This is a genomic window from Marinoscillum sp., assembly GCF_040222955.1.
GTDB lineage: Bacteria > Bacteroidota > Bacteroidia > Cytophagales > Cyclobacteriaceae > Marinoscillum.
The window spans coordinates 65,488-84,321 of record NZ_JAVKCA010000022.1 but is presented as its reverse complement, the minus strand read 5'-3'; the positions used below and the strand labels follow the sequence as shown (position 1 = coordinate 84,321).

Annotated in this window: 10 protein-coding genes; 5 read left to right on the top strand and 5 right to left on the bottom strand. The window is 47.4% G+C overall.

Annotated features, from left to right (window positions below; genetic code table 11):
• Positions 1–4 precede the first annotated feature (4 nt).
• Complete coding sequence (locus RIH33_RS19735) at positions 5–2,785, bottom strand: TonB-dependent receptor (protein ID WP_406651773.1); 2,781 nt, start codon at positions 2,783–2,785, stop codon at positions 5–7.
• Positions 2,782–3,480 carry a hypothetical protein gene (locus tag RIH33_RS19730; RefSeq protein ID WP_406651772.1) on the bottom strand — a complete coding sequence of 233 codons (699 nt, stop codon included), beginning with the start codon at positions 3,478–3,480 and terminating at the stop codon, positions 2,782–2,784. The genes RIH33_RS19735 and RIH33_RS19730 overlap by 4 nt, the downstream gene beginning before the upstream one ends.
• Positions 3,481–3,660: 180 nt before the next feature.
• Between RIH33_RS19730 and RIH33_RS19725 the strand changes: the two genes are divergently transcribed.
• Both RIH33_RS19725 and RIH33_RS19720 read left to right on the top strand, forming a co-directional pair.
• Entirely contained in the window at positions 3,661–4,161 is a 501-nt protein-coding gene (locus RIH33_RS19725; RefSeq protein ID WP_406651771.1) for a TRAP transporter small permease subunit, read from the top strand.
• Positions 4,154–5,461, top strand: a complete 1,308-nt coding sequence (locus RIH33_RS19720; protein ID WP_406651770.1) for a TRAP transporter large permease subunit — start codon at positions 4,154–4,156, stop codon at positions 5,459–5,461. The genes RIH33_RS19725 and RIH33_RS19720 overlap by 8 nt, the downstream gene beginning before the upstream one ends.
• Before the next feature lie 14 nt (positions 5,462–5,475).
• Here the strand turns inward: RIH33_RS19720 and RIH33_RS19715 are convergent, their stop codons facing one another.
• Positions 5,476–6,651, bottom strand: coding sequence for a trans-sulfuration enzyme family protein (locus RIH33_RS19715; RefSeq protein ID WP_406651769.1), 1,176 nt, complete (start codon positions 6,649–6,651; stop codon positions 5,476–5,478).
• Positions 6,652–6,734: 83 nt separating this feature from the next.
• Between RIH33_RS19715 and RIH33_RS19710 the strand changes: the two genes are divergently transcribed.
• The 3 genes from RIH33_RS19710 (at position 6,735) to RIH33_RS19700 (ending at position 16,674) form a co-directional block, all read left to right on the top strand.
• Positions 6,735–7,052 (top strand): rhodanese-like domain-containing protein, encoded by a 318-nt coding sequence (locus RIH33_RS19710; protein WP_159584249.1) that lies wholly within the window; start codon positions 6,735–6,737, stop codon positions 7,050–7,052.
• 135 nt (positions 7,053–7,187) lie between these two features.
• Complete coding sequence (locus RIH33_RS19705) at positions 7,188–8,840, top strand: LuxR C-terminal-related transcriptional regulator (RefSeq protein ID WP_406651768.1); 1,653 nt, start codon at positions 7,188–7,190, stop codon at positions 8,838–8,840.
• A gap of 124 nt (positions 8,841–8,964) precedes the next feature.
• Positions 8,965–16,674 carry an MBG domain-containing protein gene (locus RIH33_RS19700; protein ID WP_406651767.1) on the top strand — a complete coding sequence of 2,570 codons (7,710 nt, stop codon included), beginning with the start codon at positions 8,965–8,967 and terminating at the stop codon, positions 16,672–16,674.
• Positions 16,675–16,762: 88 nt separating this feature from the next.
• Here the strand turns inward: RIH33_RS19700 and RIH33_RS19695 are convergent, their stop codons facing one another.
• Together RIH33_RS19695 and RIH33_RS19690 are read right to left on the bottom strand one after the other, a co-directional pair.
• On the bottom strand, positions 16,763–17,887 hold the full coding sequence (locus RIH33_RS19695) for a TRAP transporter substrate-binding protein (RefSeq protein ID WP_406651766.1): 1,125 nt from the start codon (positions 17,885–17,887) through the stop codon (positions 16,763–16,765).
• A 13-nt stretch (positions 17,888–17,900) separates the two neighbouring features.
• A complete protein-coding gene (locus RIH33_RS19690; RefSeq protein ID WP_406651765.1) occupies positions 17,901–18,809 on the bottom strand; it encodes a prolyl oligopeptidase family serine peptidase in 909 nt (302 codons plus the stop codon).
• Positions 18,810–18,834 lie beyond the last annotated feature (25 nt).

Here is an 18,834-nt window from a genome sequence, read left to right as displayed (position 1 = left end):
CGGCTCAAAACTTAAAATTGTAAGACAGTGTAGGAATGGGGTCTCCAAATACGATAAGCTGCGAGCCCTGTATCTGGCCATTTTTCACGTCAAAGAATACTGAAAAGGGATTGTCTCGCCCCGTAAGGTTATAGATAGACAATGACCAGAAGGAGTGTGACAGCTTCTGGATTTTGTGGTTTCCTTCCAGGTTGATTCCCAGGTCTATCCTGAAATAGTCAGGAATCCTGAACGCATTCCTGTCTGAGAAGTGAATATTCTGAGACCCTTTGAAATCAAAGGCGGCGACAGGGAAGGTGACTGGTCTGCCGGTGTTGTAGGTGGTGTTTAGCGAAAAGCTAAATCTTCTTGTCAGTTTGTAATTGGCCACCAGGTTGATGGTATGTGGCTTGTCGTAGCCAGTGGGGAAGAATTTTCCGTCGTTGACGGTCTCCTCCTGAAAATCACCATCCAGTTTGATGAACGTTCGGGCATAAGCATAGTTGAGCCAGCCATTCAGTCGGCCGGATTTGGTCAGTGAAAACTCCACGCCATAGGATTTGCCCGGTCCCTGCAGGACTTCACGTTCTATTTTTTGATTCAGCAGATAAGTGGAGCCGGTCTTGAAGTCCACCAGGTTTTGAAGCAGCCTGTAATAGCCCTCTACGGAGATTTCCACCCGATTTCTGAACATATTTCGATAGTAGCCCAGTGCCACCTGGTCGGCGGTCTGCGGCGCAATGTGTTCACTCGAAAGCCTCCAGGTGTCCGTGGGTGAGAGTGAGGCCGAGTTGGAGAGACTATGGATGTATTGTCGGGTGCGGCTCAGACTTAGCTTGAGGGAGCTCACATTATTGAGGGTGTATCGTCCTGAGAAGCGCCATTCTGGCCCGTGATAAGTTTTGGTTATTTCGCCACGACTGTATTGTGTTGAGTCTATCTCGGTATCACTGTTTTTGGGCAGGCTCGGCGCATAAGTATATACTTTTTGCGGCCCCATGGCATTGAACATCACGTACCTGAGCCCTCCGTAGATGGAGAAGTCATTGATTTCTATTTCACTGGCCACGTGGATGGCGCTTTCCAGCCCGCCTTCGCCCGCTACCTCCTGTCCCTGAATGAGTGACTCCTCTCCAAGAGGGATTTTTTGTCCGGGATTCACGTCGTACCTTTTGGTGGATGCCCCAAAAGTGATTTTGCGGGTTTCTTCCAGGTAGAAGTCAAAGTCTGCCTTGGCGGTGGCTTCTTTGATCCCAAAGTTTTGAGTGAAGGCATTGGGCGCTGACTCATCATACTGCAGGTCGTAGTGATAATCTGAATAAATGGCCGAAAATGCACCCTCCAGGTTATTGGTAAACTTGTGAGTCCACCGGGCCGAGCCATTGATGATATCAAAGGAGAAGTTGGAAAATGAAAACAAAGTATCTGAGGAAAGCCTGAACTTGTCATGACTCATATAGGCAGAAATCCGGAGGTCATTTTTATCATCTATTTTATGATCGACTTGGGTGATGAGGTCATAGAAGGACACGCGATTCTCACTGAACCCGGCGCTTTTCACTTTGGACAGTACCCAATTGGAATAGGTGGTGCGCCCTCCGAGCAGCAGGCTTGTCCGGTCTTTGATCAGGGGGATCTCCAGCGTCATTTTGGAGGTAATGGGGCTAATGCCGCCCTGACCTTTAAACTCCGTCTTGCTGGCAGACTTGGCCTGTATATCGAAAACTGAAGACAGCCGACCTCCAAATTTGGAAGGAATTCCGCTTTTATAGAGTTCCATGTTTTCGATGGCATCCGAATTGAAGACTGAGAAAAAACCAAAGAAATGCGAGGCGTTGTAAACCGGCGCATCATTGATCAGGATGAGGTTTTGATCAGCCTTGCCTCCACGCACGTTGAATCCCGAGGCACCCTCACCCACTGTTTGAACGCCCGCCTTGGTGGTGGCTATTTTCAAAATGTCATTTTCCCCAAGTACGATGGGCACGGTCTTTACTTCTTCAATATTAATTTTATTGACCCCCATCTGGACACTTTTCACATTGATGTCCCTGTCAGACTCGATCGTCACCTCCTGCAAAGCAATCACATCCACATCCATGTCCACGTTAAGTTTTCCGCTGGAGAAAAGCACCACGTTGCGTTGGGTGGTTTTCATTCCCACATATTGTATCATGATCTTGTGTTTGCCGTTGGGCAATGTGAGGGAATAAAACCCGCTCTCATCCGAAGAGGTGGCGGTGAATGGTTCGGGGAGATAAACCAGGGCACCAACCACGGGCTCACCATTTTCTACACTCTTTACGTATCCGGCGATGGTGGAGGAGCCATTTGTTTTCATGTGATTTCGATTACCAATCTCAAACACATAGTTTTCCAGATCGGATTGGTCATCGGTCTGGTCCTGATATTCGCGGGCAAACACGAGTCCTTTGGCAATTCCACCAGAGATTTCCGATGACTGGTTGAACGATTGCAGGATGGTGGGCTGACTGATCACCACTGCATTGTTGGTAATGATGACCCGCCCCGCTATCAGATGAAAACTGAGACTGGAGCCCTCCAGTATGGTGGTCAGGGCTGTACTGAGGGGTGTCTGGTGAAAACTGGCAGTTACCTTCACAGAGTCCACCCATGGTTGATGATAGAAAAAAGTCAGCCCGGTTTGTTGCTCGATCTGCTCAAAGACCGTCTGCAATGGAGCTTGCACATAGTCGCCAGAGACGACTGATTCTGTGGTTTGGGAGACCGCCTGCCATGAAACCACGGTGAGCATTGTGCCAATCAGGATTTTACTGAACTTCATTGGTTGGTCGATGCATTTAGTAGTTCATCGCAAAAAGAGATGAGCTGGATCATATCCGACTCATATTCCGGTTTTGCTTTGATCTGGTTGGCTTTAATAAACTGACGAATCTCTTTTTTGTAGGGCTTGAGTAGCTTTATCACCGAATACTTTGACCTGAGTCTGTGGTATTCGTCCTGATATCGGATGATAAACTTGTCTGCAGTCACATAGGTGATGACTCGGTCTGTTTCGGTGATTTTTATGCGTTTGGCAAACATTTGAAGACTTTCACCGAGGTACATCTCATCAAAGAAGCCTTCCCCAAAATGAAGTACAGGTTCATGAATATATCGGAAGGTATGTCCGGAATATTCGAACCACTCCACATCCCGCTGGATGAGCTTGATGGCTTGGGAGTGATAGTTGAAGTTAGTGGGATGACGGATGAGTAGTAGGTCAGTTTCAATATCGTAGCTAAGATAGATGCCATCATATATTTCACCACGGTATTTCAATCGGTTGGGGATCCACTGGCTGTCGTCAAAAAACTGACTTGTTTCTCTGGACTGACGCTGAATTTCCTGATATTCACCAAGCAAAATGCCGGTTTTATCCTTGCCTAGTGCCTGGTCGTGCCAGGCATAGATATTTTTTTGCAGGTCAAGCCCTTCAATCAGGTATTGGGCCGTGGATGGTAGGTTGGTCAGGAGCATAAAAACGGAAATTATTCCAAATTTTATGCATGAGTTATTTCTCATATCCGCAATGATATTGGGTAAAAGTTGATTTTGGTGGCTTTTTGGTATCCATTTCCCGTATCTAATGTATTTTTTGATAAATGGCGGATATATTGGTGCTGACGGTAAGTTTTATGTCTCAAAAAGTTAAAAAATGTGATCAGAATTTCAGAATGGATAGATAAGGTCAATGTGTATGTTGGCAAATCCGTGAGCTGGCTGAGTCTTCTGTTGGTGGTTATTATCATTGTGGATGTGGCGCTGCGTTACTCCCTGCAGATCACCTCTTCGGCTTCCTTCGAGCTCGAGTGGCACCTCTTCGCTGCCATATTTTTACTCTCTGCCGGGTGGACTTTTCATCAGGACAAGCACGTACGGGTAGATGTGTTTTATCAGCGGTTTTCGGATCGTCAAAAGGCGATTGTGAATCTGATTGGCTGTCTGTTTTTACTCATTCCCCTGTGTCTGATTGGAATGGCAGAAGGATTTCAGTTTACTAAAAATGCCTACCTGATGGGTGAGACCAGCCCTGATCCCGGGGGGTTGCCCGCCAGGTACATCATCAAGTCTGCGATCCCGGTTGGCTTCCTGCTGCTGGCACTGCAAGGCCTCTCCATCTCATTGAAATCCCTGAAGACTATTTTTGATCATGATTGAGTATCTCCCGATTATTTTATTTGTTGCCATTTTTGTTCTGATCCTGTTTGGCTTTCCGGTGGCTTTTACCCTTGGCGGTCTCTCCGTACTGGTTGGCATCATGGTCTTTGATGTGGATTTTTTTTATCTCCTGGCATTGCGGGTGTATGGCACCATGCAAAACTTTGTGCTGTTGGCGGTGCCTTTGTTTGTTTTTATGGGCATCATGCTGGAGAAATCCGGGATAGCGGAGCGCCTGCTGGAAACCATGGCCCTGCTTTTTGGTAGGTTCCGTGGCGGTTTGGCCATCTCCGTGGTGATGGTGGGTGCCATGTTGGCCGCTTCCACGGGCATTGTGGGTGCCACGGTGGTCACTATGGGCCTGATTTCACTGCCTACCATGCTGAAACGTGGATATGGCCCCAGGCTGAGTACCGGGGTGATTGCTTCTTCGGGTACTCTGGGGCAAATCATTCCTCCATCTGTAGTATTGGTACTTTTGGGCAGCGTACTCAATGTGCCCGTCGGCGATTTGTTTTTGGCAGCCGTGATCCCTGGAGTAGGTCTGGTAGCCTGCTATGTACTTTACATTATTATCTATGCGCAGATATTTCCAGATAAGGCCCCTGCTATGCCCAAAGATGAAGTGTTGTTGTTTCGGGAGCGGGGTTTCTCTCAGGAAGTGGTCAAGTCTTTTGTCTTTCCTTTTCTTTTGATTCTCGCAGTGTTAGGGTCCATTTTTGCGGGCATCGCTTCCCCTACAGAAGCAGCTGGAGTAGGTGCCTTTGGAGCCATATTGCTTACGCTACTGCAGCGCAAGCTCACCTTGTCCGTATTGAAAGAGGTGATGCAGGAAACGACATTGCTCACTTCCATGGTCTTTATGATTCTGGTAGGGGCTACGGCATTTTCCCTGGTATTCAGGGGGCTGGAGGGCGATAAATTATTCCTTGAATTGATAGAGGGTGCCGATCTGAGCCCCTATGCTTTCCTGTTTTTGGTGATGGCGCTGGTTTTTGTGGCGGGGTTCTTTATCGATTTCATTGAGATTGTGTTCATCATCGTACCAGTGGTGGCTCCATTGTTTGTGGCCATGGGCATCGACCTGATCTGGATCGGCATCTTACTGGCTGTTAACCTGCAGACCTCTTTTCTTACCCCACCATTCGGTTTTGCACTTTTTTACCTGAAAGGGGTAGCTCCTCCTGAGGTGAAAACCAGTCATCTTTATCAGGGAATTATCCCTTTTGTATTGATTCAGATCGCTTTTTTGATCTTACTGGTGATTTTTCCGGAGATGACCAGTGCACTACTCAAGTGAGTTTATGAGATGAATTATTTGGATCGGTCCAAAGCCTGCTCCACGTCTGCAATGATGTCATCCATATGCTCTAACCCAACTGACACCCTTACAAGGCCCGGTGTGATTCCCACTGCCAGTCTTTCTTCCTCAGAAAGCTTGCTGTGCGTGGTGGATGCCGGATGTGTGGCAATGGTGCGTGTGTCACCCAGGTTGGCAGACAGGGAGATCATTTTCAATGCATCCAAAAACTTTCTGCCCTGATCAATTCCGCCTTTGAGTTCAAAAGTGACTATGCCACCACCCAGGCGCATTTGCTTTTTGGCTAATTCATACTGAGGAAAAGACGGCAAAAACGGATAGCGAACCTGCTTGAGTGCGGAATGCCCTTCCAGATGCTGTGCCAGCTTCAGTGCATTGTCACAGTGCTTGTCCATGCGCACGGCCAGCGTTTCCAGGCTTTTGGAGAGCAGCCAGCCGTTAAATGGTGACATAGATGGGCCCGTGTGCCGGGCCATAAATTTGATTTCAGGGAAAAGCTCCTCAGAAGTAACAATGGCACCGCCAATCACGCGTCCCTGTCCATCAATAAACTTGGTGGCTGAATGAGTGACTATGTCTGCGCCCCATTTAATCGGGTTTTGCAGATATGGGGTAGCGAAGCAGTTGTCCACATTTACCAGGATGCCTTTGGATCGACCAAGTGCACAGATTTTCTCCAGGTCTACCAAGTCTAAAGCTGGATTGCTTGGGGTCTCCAGAAAAATCATTTTGGTATTGGGCTGAATGGCTTTTTCCCAGCCAGCATCATCCAGTATGTCTACATACGTGCTGGAGATGCCCCATTTGGGTAAAAGTTTGGTGAGGATCTGATGGGTGGATCCGAAAAGTGATCGGGAGGCCACCACATGGTCTCCGCTGCTGAGGAAAGCCGCCAGACTCGTGAACATGGCAGCCATGCCAGAGGCCATGGCCATGCCCGTTTCTGCTCCTTCCAGCAAGCAAAGCTTTTGGATAAACTCGTCCGTATTCGGGTTGGAATAGCGCGAGTAAATATTCCCCTCCTTTTCTTCAGCAAATAACGATCGCGCATCTTCAGCATCGTCAAACTTGAAGCTGGAGGTCATGTAGATAGGCGAAGAGTGCTCTTTTTGAGAAGATCGCTCTATTTGGTGTCTTATTGCCGCGGTTTCGAACTTTTTGTCACTCATCGGATTTATCTTTAGGGCTCGTTATAAAAAGCGGGGTGATTTTTTGGAATGCAAATATGTAAATAAACCTTAAATCTAAAGTAGTGAAAGAGATAAGCGTAAAAGAACTGAAACAAATGATGGATAGTGGTGAAGATTTTCAACTCATCGATGTGCGGGAACCCAATGAATTTGAGGTGGCCGAAATCGGTGGAGAGTTGATCCCATTGTCCACTGTACCAGATAACGCGGATAAATTTTCTAAAGAGAAAAAAGTAGTGGTGCACTGCCGCAGTGGTAAGCGAAGTGCCAATGCCATTCAATACCTGGAGCAGCAGCACGGGTTTGATAACTTATACAACCTTGCCGGAGGGATTCTGGCCTGGTCTGATGAGATAGATCCCAGCGTGCAGAAATACTGAACTGCCACCAAACCAATATTTTACAAAGCACCGCTAAACAGCGGTGTTTTTGTTTGTGCTGAAAGTACGGCCTGTTTTCCCGTTTTTATCTAGTTTTATATTAGATAAAGATTATTTTACCCAGCTGCCTAAAGTATGTCAAATTCATTTCCTGCGATCGCCCGTTACGGCTTGCTCATCCTATGGTTTTCCTATAGTGGGTGTATGGGGCAATCCAATGAGTCCTATCTGCTCAGTTTATACAATCAGGAAAAGTATCAACTCGTGGTGGAAAAGGCTGATTCTATTTTGGAAACGCGCCCCGATAACCTATCCAGAATTTATCAAATAAAAGCTGATGCCCTTTACTTTCTCAATCAGGTGGAGGAGTCACTTGAGCATTATTTGCTGACAGTATCTGTGTTAGATGAGTATCCGCTGGATACCGTTTACCTGATAGAGAGCTACAGCCACACAGGGTTTACTTACAAGTATCTCGGCAAATACCTTGATGCCATACCGTATTACAAGATGGCTCTTGCGGTAACGAGGGCGGCAGGGGACTCATTAGAGACCGCTAATCAGCTCGCGCATTTGGGTACTCTGTACAGCCATTTGGGTATGTATCAGGAATCAGCCACCTATTACAATGAAGGCTATGCAATTGACTTTGCCCTGAATGACAGCACCGCCCTGGCTTATGACCTGGTTAACCTTGGCGACTTGAAATGCTCGATCATGGAGTATCCTGAGGCGGTGGACTACTATAAAAGGGCACTGAAGGTGAAGAGCACCAAAGCAGGCAATCACAATACCCACGTGCTTCGTTTGGGAAAAATAAGTGCAGCCTATTTGAAAATGGGGGAACTGGATAGTGCCACCCTTTATAGCCGGATGGCCGAAGAAGCGGCCATTGACCTTAACGATAGCCTCAGTCTGGCCAAACAGTGGATTACCAAAACGAAAATTTTCAATGCGAGGGGGGATTACAGGGCCGCTATCCGAGTGGGAAATCTATGTTATAATTATTTCAAAGAAGTGGGCCAAGGCCAGTATCAGGTGGCGTCTGCCCTGGCCCTTGCCCAGGCCCATAACGGGCTATTCAATAAAGACCGGGCGGACTATTTGTTGATACAGGCTGCGCTGATTGCTGAAGAAAATGGGCTCCTTGAAGATCTGGCATTGGTCTATCACGAAATGGCCAGCGAACAGGAGCGCTATGGCAACCAAAAGGATGCGCTGACTTACTATAAAAAGTATCAGGCCATCAGGGATACTTTGTCCAGGAGGGATAAGCAACGGGCAATTTTAGTATTGGATAAGGAATATCAAACCAATCAGAAAGAACAACAAATAGCTTTACTGGAAGCCAAGGGTCTGGTGGCTGAGCTTAAACTGGCCGAGCGCAAGCAGAATATTGTTCTTTTACTCACGGTGATTTTTTTACTCCTGGTGGTGGGGTTGATTGTGATTTTTTCAATCCGAAGAAGTAATCGCCTTCAAAGGAGCCTGCTCACGGCGCAAGTCAATGAACTCCGACTTCAGATCCGGGGGTTGGTGGACGGAAGTGCAGAAGATCTTGGGCTGGAGATTCAGCAACTCAATGATACTATTCAGGACCCACTCTCCGATCGTGAACTTGAGGTGCTAGGCTATGCACTTTCGGACCTCACGAATACGGAGATAGCAGATAAAGTATTTGTCTCTGTTAATACCGTTAAATTTCACCTTAGAAACATTTACTCCAAGTTAGGAGTAGCAAACCGTAAAGAGGCGCTGAAAATGGCCATGAAGTCATCTTCTAAGTAGCTGAAAATTAAATGGTTAAAAAAACTACCCGGCCGGGTAGGTGCAAAACTACCCCGGGGGGCTAGGTAAATTTTTGGTGGTTGTGACCACTTTCACTGTCACAAACCGAAAATTTATTTGCCCTATGAAAAATTTCCTAACCATTCTATTCCTGACATCTGTCATGGTTACTCATGCACAGAATGTGACGATTCCAGACGCCAATTTTAAGGCGGCCATACTTGCGCATAGCCCGACCATCGATACCAATGGAGACAATGAGCTCCAGGTAAGTGAAGCCGAGGCTTTTACCGGAGAGCTCAATGTTTTTAATAAAAGCATTGGGGACCTCACGGGCATTGAAGCTTTTGTAAACCTCACTAAACTCAATTGTGGAGTTAATCAGCTCACAGCGCTGGATGTCACTGCCAACACGGCTTTGACACGCTTGCATTGTCATAACAACCAGCTTACATCACTTGATGTGACGCAGAATACCCTGCTCGATACCCTGTTTATAGCTAACAATCAAATTTCCGCTATCGACCTGAGTGAGAATACCTCGCTGATATTTTTGTATTTTGTAGGCAACAATATTGCCAGCATCGATTTGAGCCATCTTACCGGGTCACTCAAACTGCTGGGATATGGGGATAATCCTTTGAGTGCATCGTTTGATTTCACCTCCTTCACGGCACTCACTCATTTGTATTGTAATGACAGTGAATTGACATCCCTGGATGTAAGTGGGCTGACCGATCTGCAATACCTGTACTGTCAGAATAATAATCTCACCAGTCTGAATGCCAAAAATGGTACCGGATCTATTGTCGTGCTCTATACACTCAATAATCCATCGCTATCCTGCATACAGGTGGATGACCCAGCAATGGATGGGGTTACTCTTTATGTGGATCCGGGTGTTACGTTTGATGGCAACTGTGCCGATCCCGTAGTCTCTCTTCCGGATGCGGCCCTAAAGGCAGCTCTTCTGACATATACTCCAGACATTGACACCAACGACGATGGAGAAATTCGTCAAAGCGAGGCCCTGGCTGTGACAGGAGCACTTGATCTCAGTGGGCTGGGGATTTCTACGGCGCTGGGCCTGGAAGCTTTTGGAAACCTCACTTCCCTCAATCTGTCGGATAATTCAATCAGCGTATTAAACCTGAGTGAGAATGCAGCTCTGACAAGTGTCAACGTAGCTAACAACGAGTTGATCATCCTCTCAGTGGCCAACGGCAACAACACCAACTTTGTGAGCTTTGATGCCACAGGCAATGACAACCTCACATGTATTACAGTTGATGATCCGACTTATTCTACCTCCAATTGGACTGATATCCCCGCTGGAGCCAGTTTTGATGCGAGCTGTGCCCTGAATATCCCAGATACCAATTTTAAAAATGCACTATTGGCACACAATCCCGTCATAGATAGTAATAGTGATGGTGAGATTCAGGTAAGTGAGGCGGCATCATTCAGCGGTGCATTAGAGCTATCCTATAAGAGTATCACCAATCTGGCTGGTCTGGAGGGATTCGGAAGCATTTCTACCCTCAGCATTAATGGCAATACGGTCTCTGAACTTGACCTAAGTTTCCATCCTTTTATTTCGCAGTTTTCTGCGGAGTATTGTGGATTGACGACATTGGATGTTTCCCAAAATGCCTATTTGAAGTATTTGTATATTTCTAACAACAGCCTCACTACCCTTGATTTGAGCAATAATTTTCAATTGACCACCTTTTATGTCTACAGCAATGATCTGACAGGGCTCGACTTAACCCAAAATGACAACTTGTCAACATTGTACTGTCAGGGAAATGAGCTGGTGGCCCTCTCGCTTTCCACCGAAGGAAATTTGGTGGTGTTGGATTATGGATCAAACCCACTGACGGGAGCTTTCGATTTTACGCCTTACACCAGCCTGGTTACATTAGGGTGTGGCGGGGGTGGACTAACTGCACTGGATGTCAGCATGTTGCCTGAGCTGAGAAGTCTGAGTTGCTACAATAATTCTTTAGCAGAACTGGACTTGTCTGCAAACCCCAAAATGACCACCCTCAGTGCCTTTAATAATGAACTCACTACCTTCGATCCCACTGGCCTGCCCCTGTTGAGCCAACTAAACCTGGGTGACAATTTACTAACCACCCTTGATTTGAGTAATTCTCCGGCGCTCCAGACTGTTCAGTTGCCCAATAATTCGTTGAGCTCCCTGGATTTTAGCAATGGCAATGCGCTGAACTATCTGGACTGCAGGAACAACGAATTAACCTCTTTGAATATCAACGTGGGAAAAAATGTCAATTACCTCAATGCTACCGGAAATGTAGGTTTGACCTGTATTTCCGTTTATGACCTAGATTTTGCAGCGGACTATGTGAATGTACCAGCTGGAGTTGGTTATGATCGTAACTGCGATGACCCTTCCATTGATGTAGTAGATCCAAAGCTGCTGGAAGCTTTGCTGTCCTATGAGCCCGCCATCGACCTCAACGCCAATCAGATCATAGAAACCAGTGAGGCTGCGGCATTCACAGGGACGCTGGACTTGTCAGACAAGGGCATTCGAAATGCTGCCGGACTGGAGGCCTTTAGTGGCATCGATGCGTTGATACTGGATGATAACGACTTTCTGAGGCTTGACCTTTCGGGAAATAGCGCTCTGGAGTCACTGAGTGCACAAAATGTGGGATTAACCATCTTGAAGCTCAATAATGGTAACAATGAAAATTTCACCACGCTTAATCTGTCAGGAAACCCCGACCTGCTTTGTATCAATGTCGATGATCCTGCTTATGCAGAAAGCAACTGGACCGGAATTCCCGAAGGAGTTGGGTTCAGTATGGATTGTGCTGTGAATTTTGAAGATGAGTCCTTTAAAAACCATGCGATTTTCAAAGGGTATGATCTGAATGATGATGCTGAGATACAGCTGAGTGAGGCGGAGGCTGTAACCGGCAAATTGACTGATGGCTATAGCCACAGCAGTATTGGCGGTATTGAAGCCTTTCAGAATATTACTGAACTGGACATCAACTCTACTTACCCATTATTTACAGTGGATCTCACTGCCAACCATGGGTTGGTGAAGTTCTATGCAGCCAATGGATACCTTTCTTCGCTGGATCTGAGCATGAATCCCAATCTCACACATATTGATCTGGATGGTGCCCGTATGACTTTTCTGGACCTGCGAAATGGAAACAATAGTAAAATAACAGTCTTTGAAGCCCGTAACATCGGGTATATAGATCAAAACCTCACTTGTGTCAATGTGGATGATGTGGATTATTTCTACGACAACTTCTCAGACATGGTGGACGAAGAGGTCTTCTTTGACACCAATTGTGAGGACCCGCTGGTGGTCATTCCAGACGCTAATTTCAAGAGTGCTCTGTTGTCGATTATAGAGGACAATGGGGATGGAGAGGTCAGAATGAGTGAGGCCGAGGCTTTTGAGGCTACAATAGACGTGAGTGGAGAAGACATTGCCAGCCTGGAGGGGATTCAGTATTTCATCAATGCCATTGGGCTGGCGGCCGATAATAATCTGCTCACGGCTATTGATGTGCGTAGAAATAGCGCTTTAATCTCATTCAGCGCCGCTAATAATAGCCTGACGGCTTTAGATGTAGCCAATCAAAATAATGAGAATTTCACGGTATTCAATGTCACAGGCAACCCGGACCTCACCTGTATCAAAGTAGATGATCCCACATATGCTGAGGCCAACTGGACAAATGTAGATCCAGGAGTAGGTTTTGCAACTTATTGTGATCCTGATGACGTGGTTTACATCCCGGATTATTATATGCATTACAGCCTTTATGGGGCAGATACGAATAGCAGTGGGGATATTACCTATGCGGAAGCGGAGGCGTACACCGGATTAGTGACAATTCATTCCAATACCGAGGATGTCACCGGGCTGGAGGCCTTTACCAACATCACCGGAATCCGCTACTCAGGTAGCCTGATAGAAAGCTTTGATTTCTCTCCAAACCAGGCACTCACAGAGATCAATATCTATGGGTCGCATGATGTTCAGTCTGTTGACTTCAGTGAGAATGTAAATCTGGAGGTGCTTTCCCTAAGTAATATTGAGTTGGGTGGGGTGGATTTGACCACTTATCCCGAGTTGAACAGACTGTATCTGAGAAATTGCGGGATCGCTTCTATCGATCTTTCACCCTGTCTAAACCTGGAATATCTTAACCTCAGTGACAATAGCTTGACAGGAATTGATCTTAGTGCCAATACTTCATTGATCTATTTGTATTTGGAATCCAACCCTATTACCAGCATTGATTTGAGCACAAATACCCTTCTGACAGAGCTGGATCTTTCAGGCACTGACATCACCACGTTGGATGTTTCCCATCTGACCTTACTGGAGGACCTCAGGTTGGAGGGAGCCAAAAGCCTCACCTCCCTGGATGTGTCACAGAATGAACTGCTGTATATACTCTATGCTTCGGCCAATGGTTTGGAGGAGGGAGACCCTGCTCCGGAAGATCGTGGGTCGCTCACACAAGTCTGGCTGCCGAAAGGTGATGAATTGTCTGACGTTGCGCTGGATTTTCACCTGCTGGAATCCATCGACCTTAGCGGGATGACTAATGAGAGTTTGGATGTGGGTTTGAGAGGCAATCGTTTGAAGTCTGTAGATTTTAGCGGTGTGACAGGAAGTTCATTTTATGTGGATCTCTCTTTAAATGACCTGGATTCAATTGATCTATCAGAGATCACAGGTGTGGATGCTTTTGTGTACCTGGATGAAAATCCCCTCAAAAAGGTAACCCTGGGGAGTGTCTATGAGGTGTCGCTGGTAGATAATCCTGATCTTTACTGTGCGCTGGTGGATGATGTGGCCTATGCTGAGGCGAATTATTCTTACGACGAGCAGCTTACTTTCACTACGGTAGCTTGCGAAAATTTTGAAGCGGAGATTTTATCCTTTGACCTGCCTTTTCAGGAGGGAGATGAAGTGATCGATGGTGAGGGTGAAACAATTATGGTTTCCGTGGAAGATGGTACGGATGTTACTAGCCTTGAGCCCATTATTGAGCTACCGGAAGGAGCCACGGTTTCTCCTCTTGGGGCGCAGGATTTTACCAACCCTGTTCTTTATACTGTGACCTCCGAGAGCGGTTTTTTCACTCAATCTTACACCGTTTATGTCACGGTGAAGTCCCTGCAGACCATCAGCTTTGAAGCCATTGCGGACAAAACGTATGGAGATGCTCCTTTTGAAATCACAGTGTCAGCGTCTTCCGGCCTGCCTGTTGAACTTACCTTTGTTACGGGTGAAGACCTGATTTCTATCTCTGAAAGTGAAATTACCGTGTTGGGAGCGGGTCCGGTGACTATCCAGGCTGATCAGGCTGGTGATAGCGAATATGCAGCAGCTGTTTCTGTTCAGAGAAGCTTTGAGATTACTCCTGCTGTATTAACAGTCACAGCGGCTGATGCTTCCATCACTTATGGGGAGGCGATTCCTACACTGGAGTATGCCGTCACAGGGTTTGTAAATGGGGAAGACGAGACAGTGCTTAGTGGTGCTCCGGGGATCAGTACCCCTGCTACGGCTGAGTCAGGCGCCGGCAATTATGCCATTGAGTTATCGGAAGGCGCCGCTGACAATTATACATTCGTACTGGAGGAGGCTGTGCTCACCATTGCCAAAGCCGACCTCATGATCTCAGCACTGGATCATGAAATGAACTATGGAGAGGCAGTCAGTGACCTTGCCTATGAGATCACCGGTTTTGTAACGGATGAGGATGAGACGAATTTAACGACACTGCCCATATTGACCACAGGTGCCAGTGCTGCTTCTGACGTTGGCATTTATACTGTGAACGTGAGTGGAGCTGCGTCCGATAATTACAATTTGACTTATCAGTCGGCAGTATTGACGATTCAGAAAGCTCTTTTGACTGTGACTGCCGACGACCAGACCATTCCTTATGGCAGCGATCTCCCGGAACTCACCTACGAAATCACCGGGTTTGCCAACAATCAGGACGAAAGTGTATTCACAAGTCAGGTGGTCATTAACACCACAGCCACCAGCACATCGCCGGTGGGGAGTTATGATATCATGATATCGGGCGCCGAGGCTACAAACTATGAATTTGAGTTTTTCAACAGTACTTTGACCATCGAAAAACTGGATCAGATCATTTCATTCGACGACCTATCTGATGTGGTATATGGAGCGGTACCCCTTGTACTTTCCGCCAGCAGTACGTCGGGTCACGATGTGGAGTTTAGTCTGGTCAGTGGTCCTGTAGCTATGGATGGGAACGAGTTGACAATCACAGGTGTGGGATCTGTGGTGATCGAGGCAACGGTGGAAGCAGATGACATTTACCATGCCGCTACTACAGTCTCACGCACCTTTGAGATTACCCCGGCCACACTGACGGTGACTGCCGAAAATGAGCTGATGGTGTACGGGGAGGATTTACCTGAGCTGACCTATGAGATTACCGGTTTTGTTTACGGTGAAGATGAATCAGTCCTCACTGCGAATCCGGAAATTTTGACCACTGCAGTGGAAGGAAGTCCGGTGGGTGAATATGAGATCACAGTTTCGAGTGGTGCTGCTTCCAACTACGCGTTTGTGTACGAAGCGGCAACATTGGAGGTGATGCCGGCAGAGTTAACAGTAAGCCCGGATGACCATTCAATCATTTATGGTGAATCCCTCCCTACACTTACCTATGAGATGGCTGGGTTTGTTAATGGGGAAGACGCCTCAGCGATGGGTACACTTCCGGTGATCACGTCTACAGCAGTGGAAGGTAGTGGTGCTGGGACTTATGACATTACCGGTTCCGATGCTCAGGCAGATAACTATACGTTTGTTTATTTGACAGGAAGTTTGACCATCGGGAAGGCCAGCCTGCAAATCACAGCTGATAGCAAGTCCATTACCTATGGAGATGCTCTCCCTACCCTGACCTATACCATCTCGGGGTTTGTACATGGTGAAGATGAATCTGATCTGGAGATGCTTCCGGTAATGACCACAGCAGCACAGGAGACCACCGGCGCAGGGACTTATGACATTACCGGTTCTGGAGCGCTTTCTGAAAACTATACATTTGCGTACCATTCAGGGAGCTTGATTATTGGTAAGGCAAATCTTCAAATCAGTGCCCACAACAAATCTATTACCTATGGAGATGCCATCCCTGCACTTACCTATGCCATCACCGGTTTTGTCCATGGTGATGATGAATCTGATCTGGCAATCAGCCCGGTGTTGAGCACTATTGCGACGGGCACCTCTGATGCGGGAGCGTATACCATCAAAGTGGAAGGAGCGGCTTCACCGGACTATGAGATATCCTATGAACATGCTGTACTGACAATCGGCAAAGCTGAAGCAATGATTACTCTGAGTGATCTGGAGGTAGGTTATAGCGGGGCCCCTCAAAGCCCCACTGTCACCACTACCCCTGAGGGTCTGAATTACATCATCGAGTTTGCCTCAGGGAGTGAGCCATCGGAGGCTGGAGCATATGATTTCAAAGTGGTGATTGAAGAAACCAATTACAAAGGAAACGCTGAGGGAGTGTTTAAGATCAGCAGGCCATTGTCTTCCCTTAACGATGTGCAGGTTGAAATTTATCCAAATCCAGTTTCCGAGAGACTGTTTTTGAAAGGCCTGGATCAGGAGGCGGACATTTCCATCATGGCCCTGGACGGCCGCATTGTGCACCGCCAAAAGGCGCAGCACATGGTGGAGGTGTCTCAGCTTTCAGGAGGAGTTTATATGGTTGTTGTTCAAACACCCACAGGAAAAGTACAAAGGCGAATAATTATTGACTAGGGCAGCGCTAACCGCTTGGTTGGCATTTTAAGGCGGCTCCCAGGGAGCCGCCTTTTTTTATTTATAACCATCTCAACGCCCAGGCTGGCTACCCAATCTCATGATAAAAGACCTTCTCGCTAATGTCCATCCATGGTTTGATTTGGCTTCTGAAAGCGGAGTAGTGCTCATAGACCTTTTTCGACATAGGGTCGGAAGCAGTGAGTTCATCCAATACCTCTCTGGTGGCGCGCTTCAGGCCTTCTATGACCTCCGTAGGAAAGGGCCTTACATCCACTTTCTTCTCATCCAGTATTTTCAGCAGATACTCTCCGTTTTTGGCATCAAATTCTGACATCATCCAGCGGTTCAGTCGGTAGCATGCTGTCTTGATGATCTCCTGAAGGTCTTCAGGCAGGGCCTGATATTTTGTGTTGTTTACAATCATCTCCAGCACTGGCCCCGGCTCATGCCATCCGGGATAGTAGTAGTATTTGGCCACCTGATGTAGCCCCATTTTATAATCGTGATATGGGCCGATCCACTCAGTGGCGTCAATCACACCACGTTCCAGGTTGGTATAGATTTCACCCCCGGATACCAGCATGGGGGTACCCCCGGCCTTAGCAAATACTTTACCACCCAGTCCGGGCATGCGCATTTTCAAACCTTTCAGGCTATCCAGGGAGTTCACTTCTTTATTAAACCAGCCGCCCATTTGCACACCGGTGTTGCCGCAGATAAAGGGTTTGAGGTCAAACGGAGCATAAAGCTCCTCCCAGAGTTTCTGGCCACCTCCCGAAATGATCCAGGAGCCCATTTGTTGAGCGTTCATGCCGAATGGCACGCAGGTAAAAAAGGGTGCTGCCGGAAGTTTACCGGCCCAGTAGTAAGCTGCTCCGTGGTTCATTTCCACAGCGCCGTTACTCACCGCATCAAAGCCCTCCAGCGCGGGTATCAGTTCTCCACCTCCATAAACCGTAATTTCCATTCGTCCACCAGACATTTTTCTCACCCATTCGGCCATCATTTTGCAGCCCTCTCCCACCACAGGAAAGTTTGGGGGCCAGGTGGTGGTCATTTTCCACCTGTAGGTATTGTTAAAATTGATGTTGATGGATTTCTTTTCTTCAGGAGTGCAGGCAGCTACCCCCAAAGAGCCCACCATGGCCATCGACCCACCTACTTTTTTCACAAAGTCACGTCGGTCCTTATTTCCTTTTTTGGATGTCATATCGTGGTGAAGGTTATCTTTCCTTTTCGAATTCCAGGAACCAGTTGTACAGATCATCCCCGGCATATATGCGGGTCGAGGCATCGTGGCCCATGTCCTCATGTACCGTAAATCTTAATTCTTTCAGCCCGAGTTCCTCCAGTCGGTTAATACCAGCATAGAAATATTTGGCCCTGACCACCGGATCTCTGCCCCCCGCAAATGCCCAAACCGGAATCTGATTTCTGGCGATGGGTTCCATCAGTCCCGGGTGACCCCAACCAACCACAGGTGCCACTGCTGCGAACAGCTCCGGGTGTTTACTGGCCATGTACCAGCTGCCAAATCCACCATAGCTTAGCCCGGAAAGGTAGAGTCTGGCAGCATCGGCTTTATAGTTAGTCAGCACATGATCAATCATCCAGAGCAGGTCATCTTCCACCATTGGCCAGCCCACTGGAAGACCTTCAACACCCACATTGAAAGTGGTATCCTGTGGATCTCCGCTCATAATTTCTGGAGTAGGGAACTTTCCCGGGCGTGGGGGTACTCCCGATTCCAGTCGCTGGGGTATTTGGTTGGGTGTACGATTCCTGATGTAGTCAGCCAGGCTGTCCATTCCATACATAGGCAGCTGGGGAACAATCAAAATGAAGGGTAGTTCTTTTTTTTGAGCCCACACTTCGTACAGTGGGCCATGGGCTTTCACATATTCCAGTTCAGCCTTTCCGTCACCGCGCTCACCGTTGCCGTGTAAGAAAAGCAATACCGGAAAATCTTTTTCCGATTCCTCATAGCCGGCGGGCAGGTAGACAAAGAAGTCACGTTCCACCTGCATGGCGGTGCTTTGATAGGGTACCCGCAGGAGTTGATCCGGCGAGGTTGTCTTGGGCTGGCAACCGGCAAGTAGGGCCATCGTCAGCACGAGATATAGATGCTTCATGGGTTATGGTTCTTTAGATAGAAAA

Excerpts from the sequence above, each read along its gene's own strand:
- RIH33_RS19735 (WP_406651773.1), bottom strand. The coding sequence starts at position 2,785 with ATGAAGTTCAGTAAAATCCTGATTGGCACAATGCTCACCGTGGTTTCA.
- RIH33_RS19730 (WP_406651772.1), bottom strand. The coding sequence starts at position 3,480 with ATGCTCCTGACCAACCTACCATCCACGGCCCAATACCTGATTGAAGGG.
- RIH33_RS19720 (WP_406651770.1), top strand. The coding sequence starts at position 4,154 with ATGATTGAGTATCTCCCGATTATTTTATTTGTTGCCATTTTTGTTCTG.
- RIH33_RS19715 (WP_406651769.1), bottom strand. The coding sequence starts at position 6,651 with ATGAGTGACAAAAAGTTCGAAACCGCGGCAATAAGACACCAAATAGAG.
- RIH33_RS19705 (WP_406651768.1), top strand. The coding sequence starts at position 7,188 with ATGTCAAATTCATTTCCTGCGATCGCCCGTTACGGCTTGCTCATCCTA.
- RIH33_RS19700 (WP_406651767.1), top strand. The coding sequence starts at position 8,965 with ATGAAAAATTTCCTAACCATTCTATTCCTGACATCTGTCATGGTTACT.
- RIH33_RS19695 (WP_406651766.1), bottom strand. The coding sequence starts at position 17,887 with ATGACATCCAAAAAAGGAAATAAGGACCGACGTGACTTTGTGAAAAAA.
- RIH33_RS19690 (WP_406651765.1), bottom strand. The coding sequence starts at position 18,809 with ATGAAGCATCTATATCTCGTGCTGACGATGGCCCTACTTGCCGGTTGC.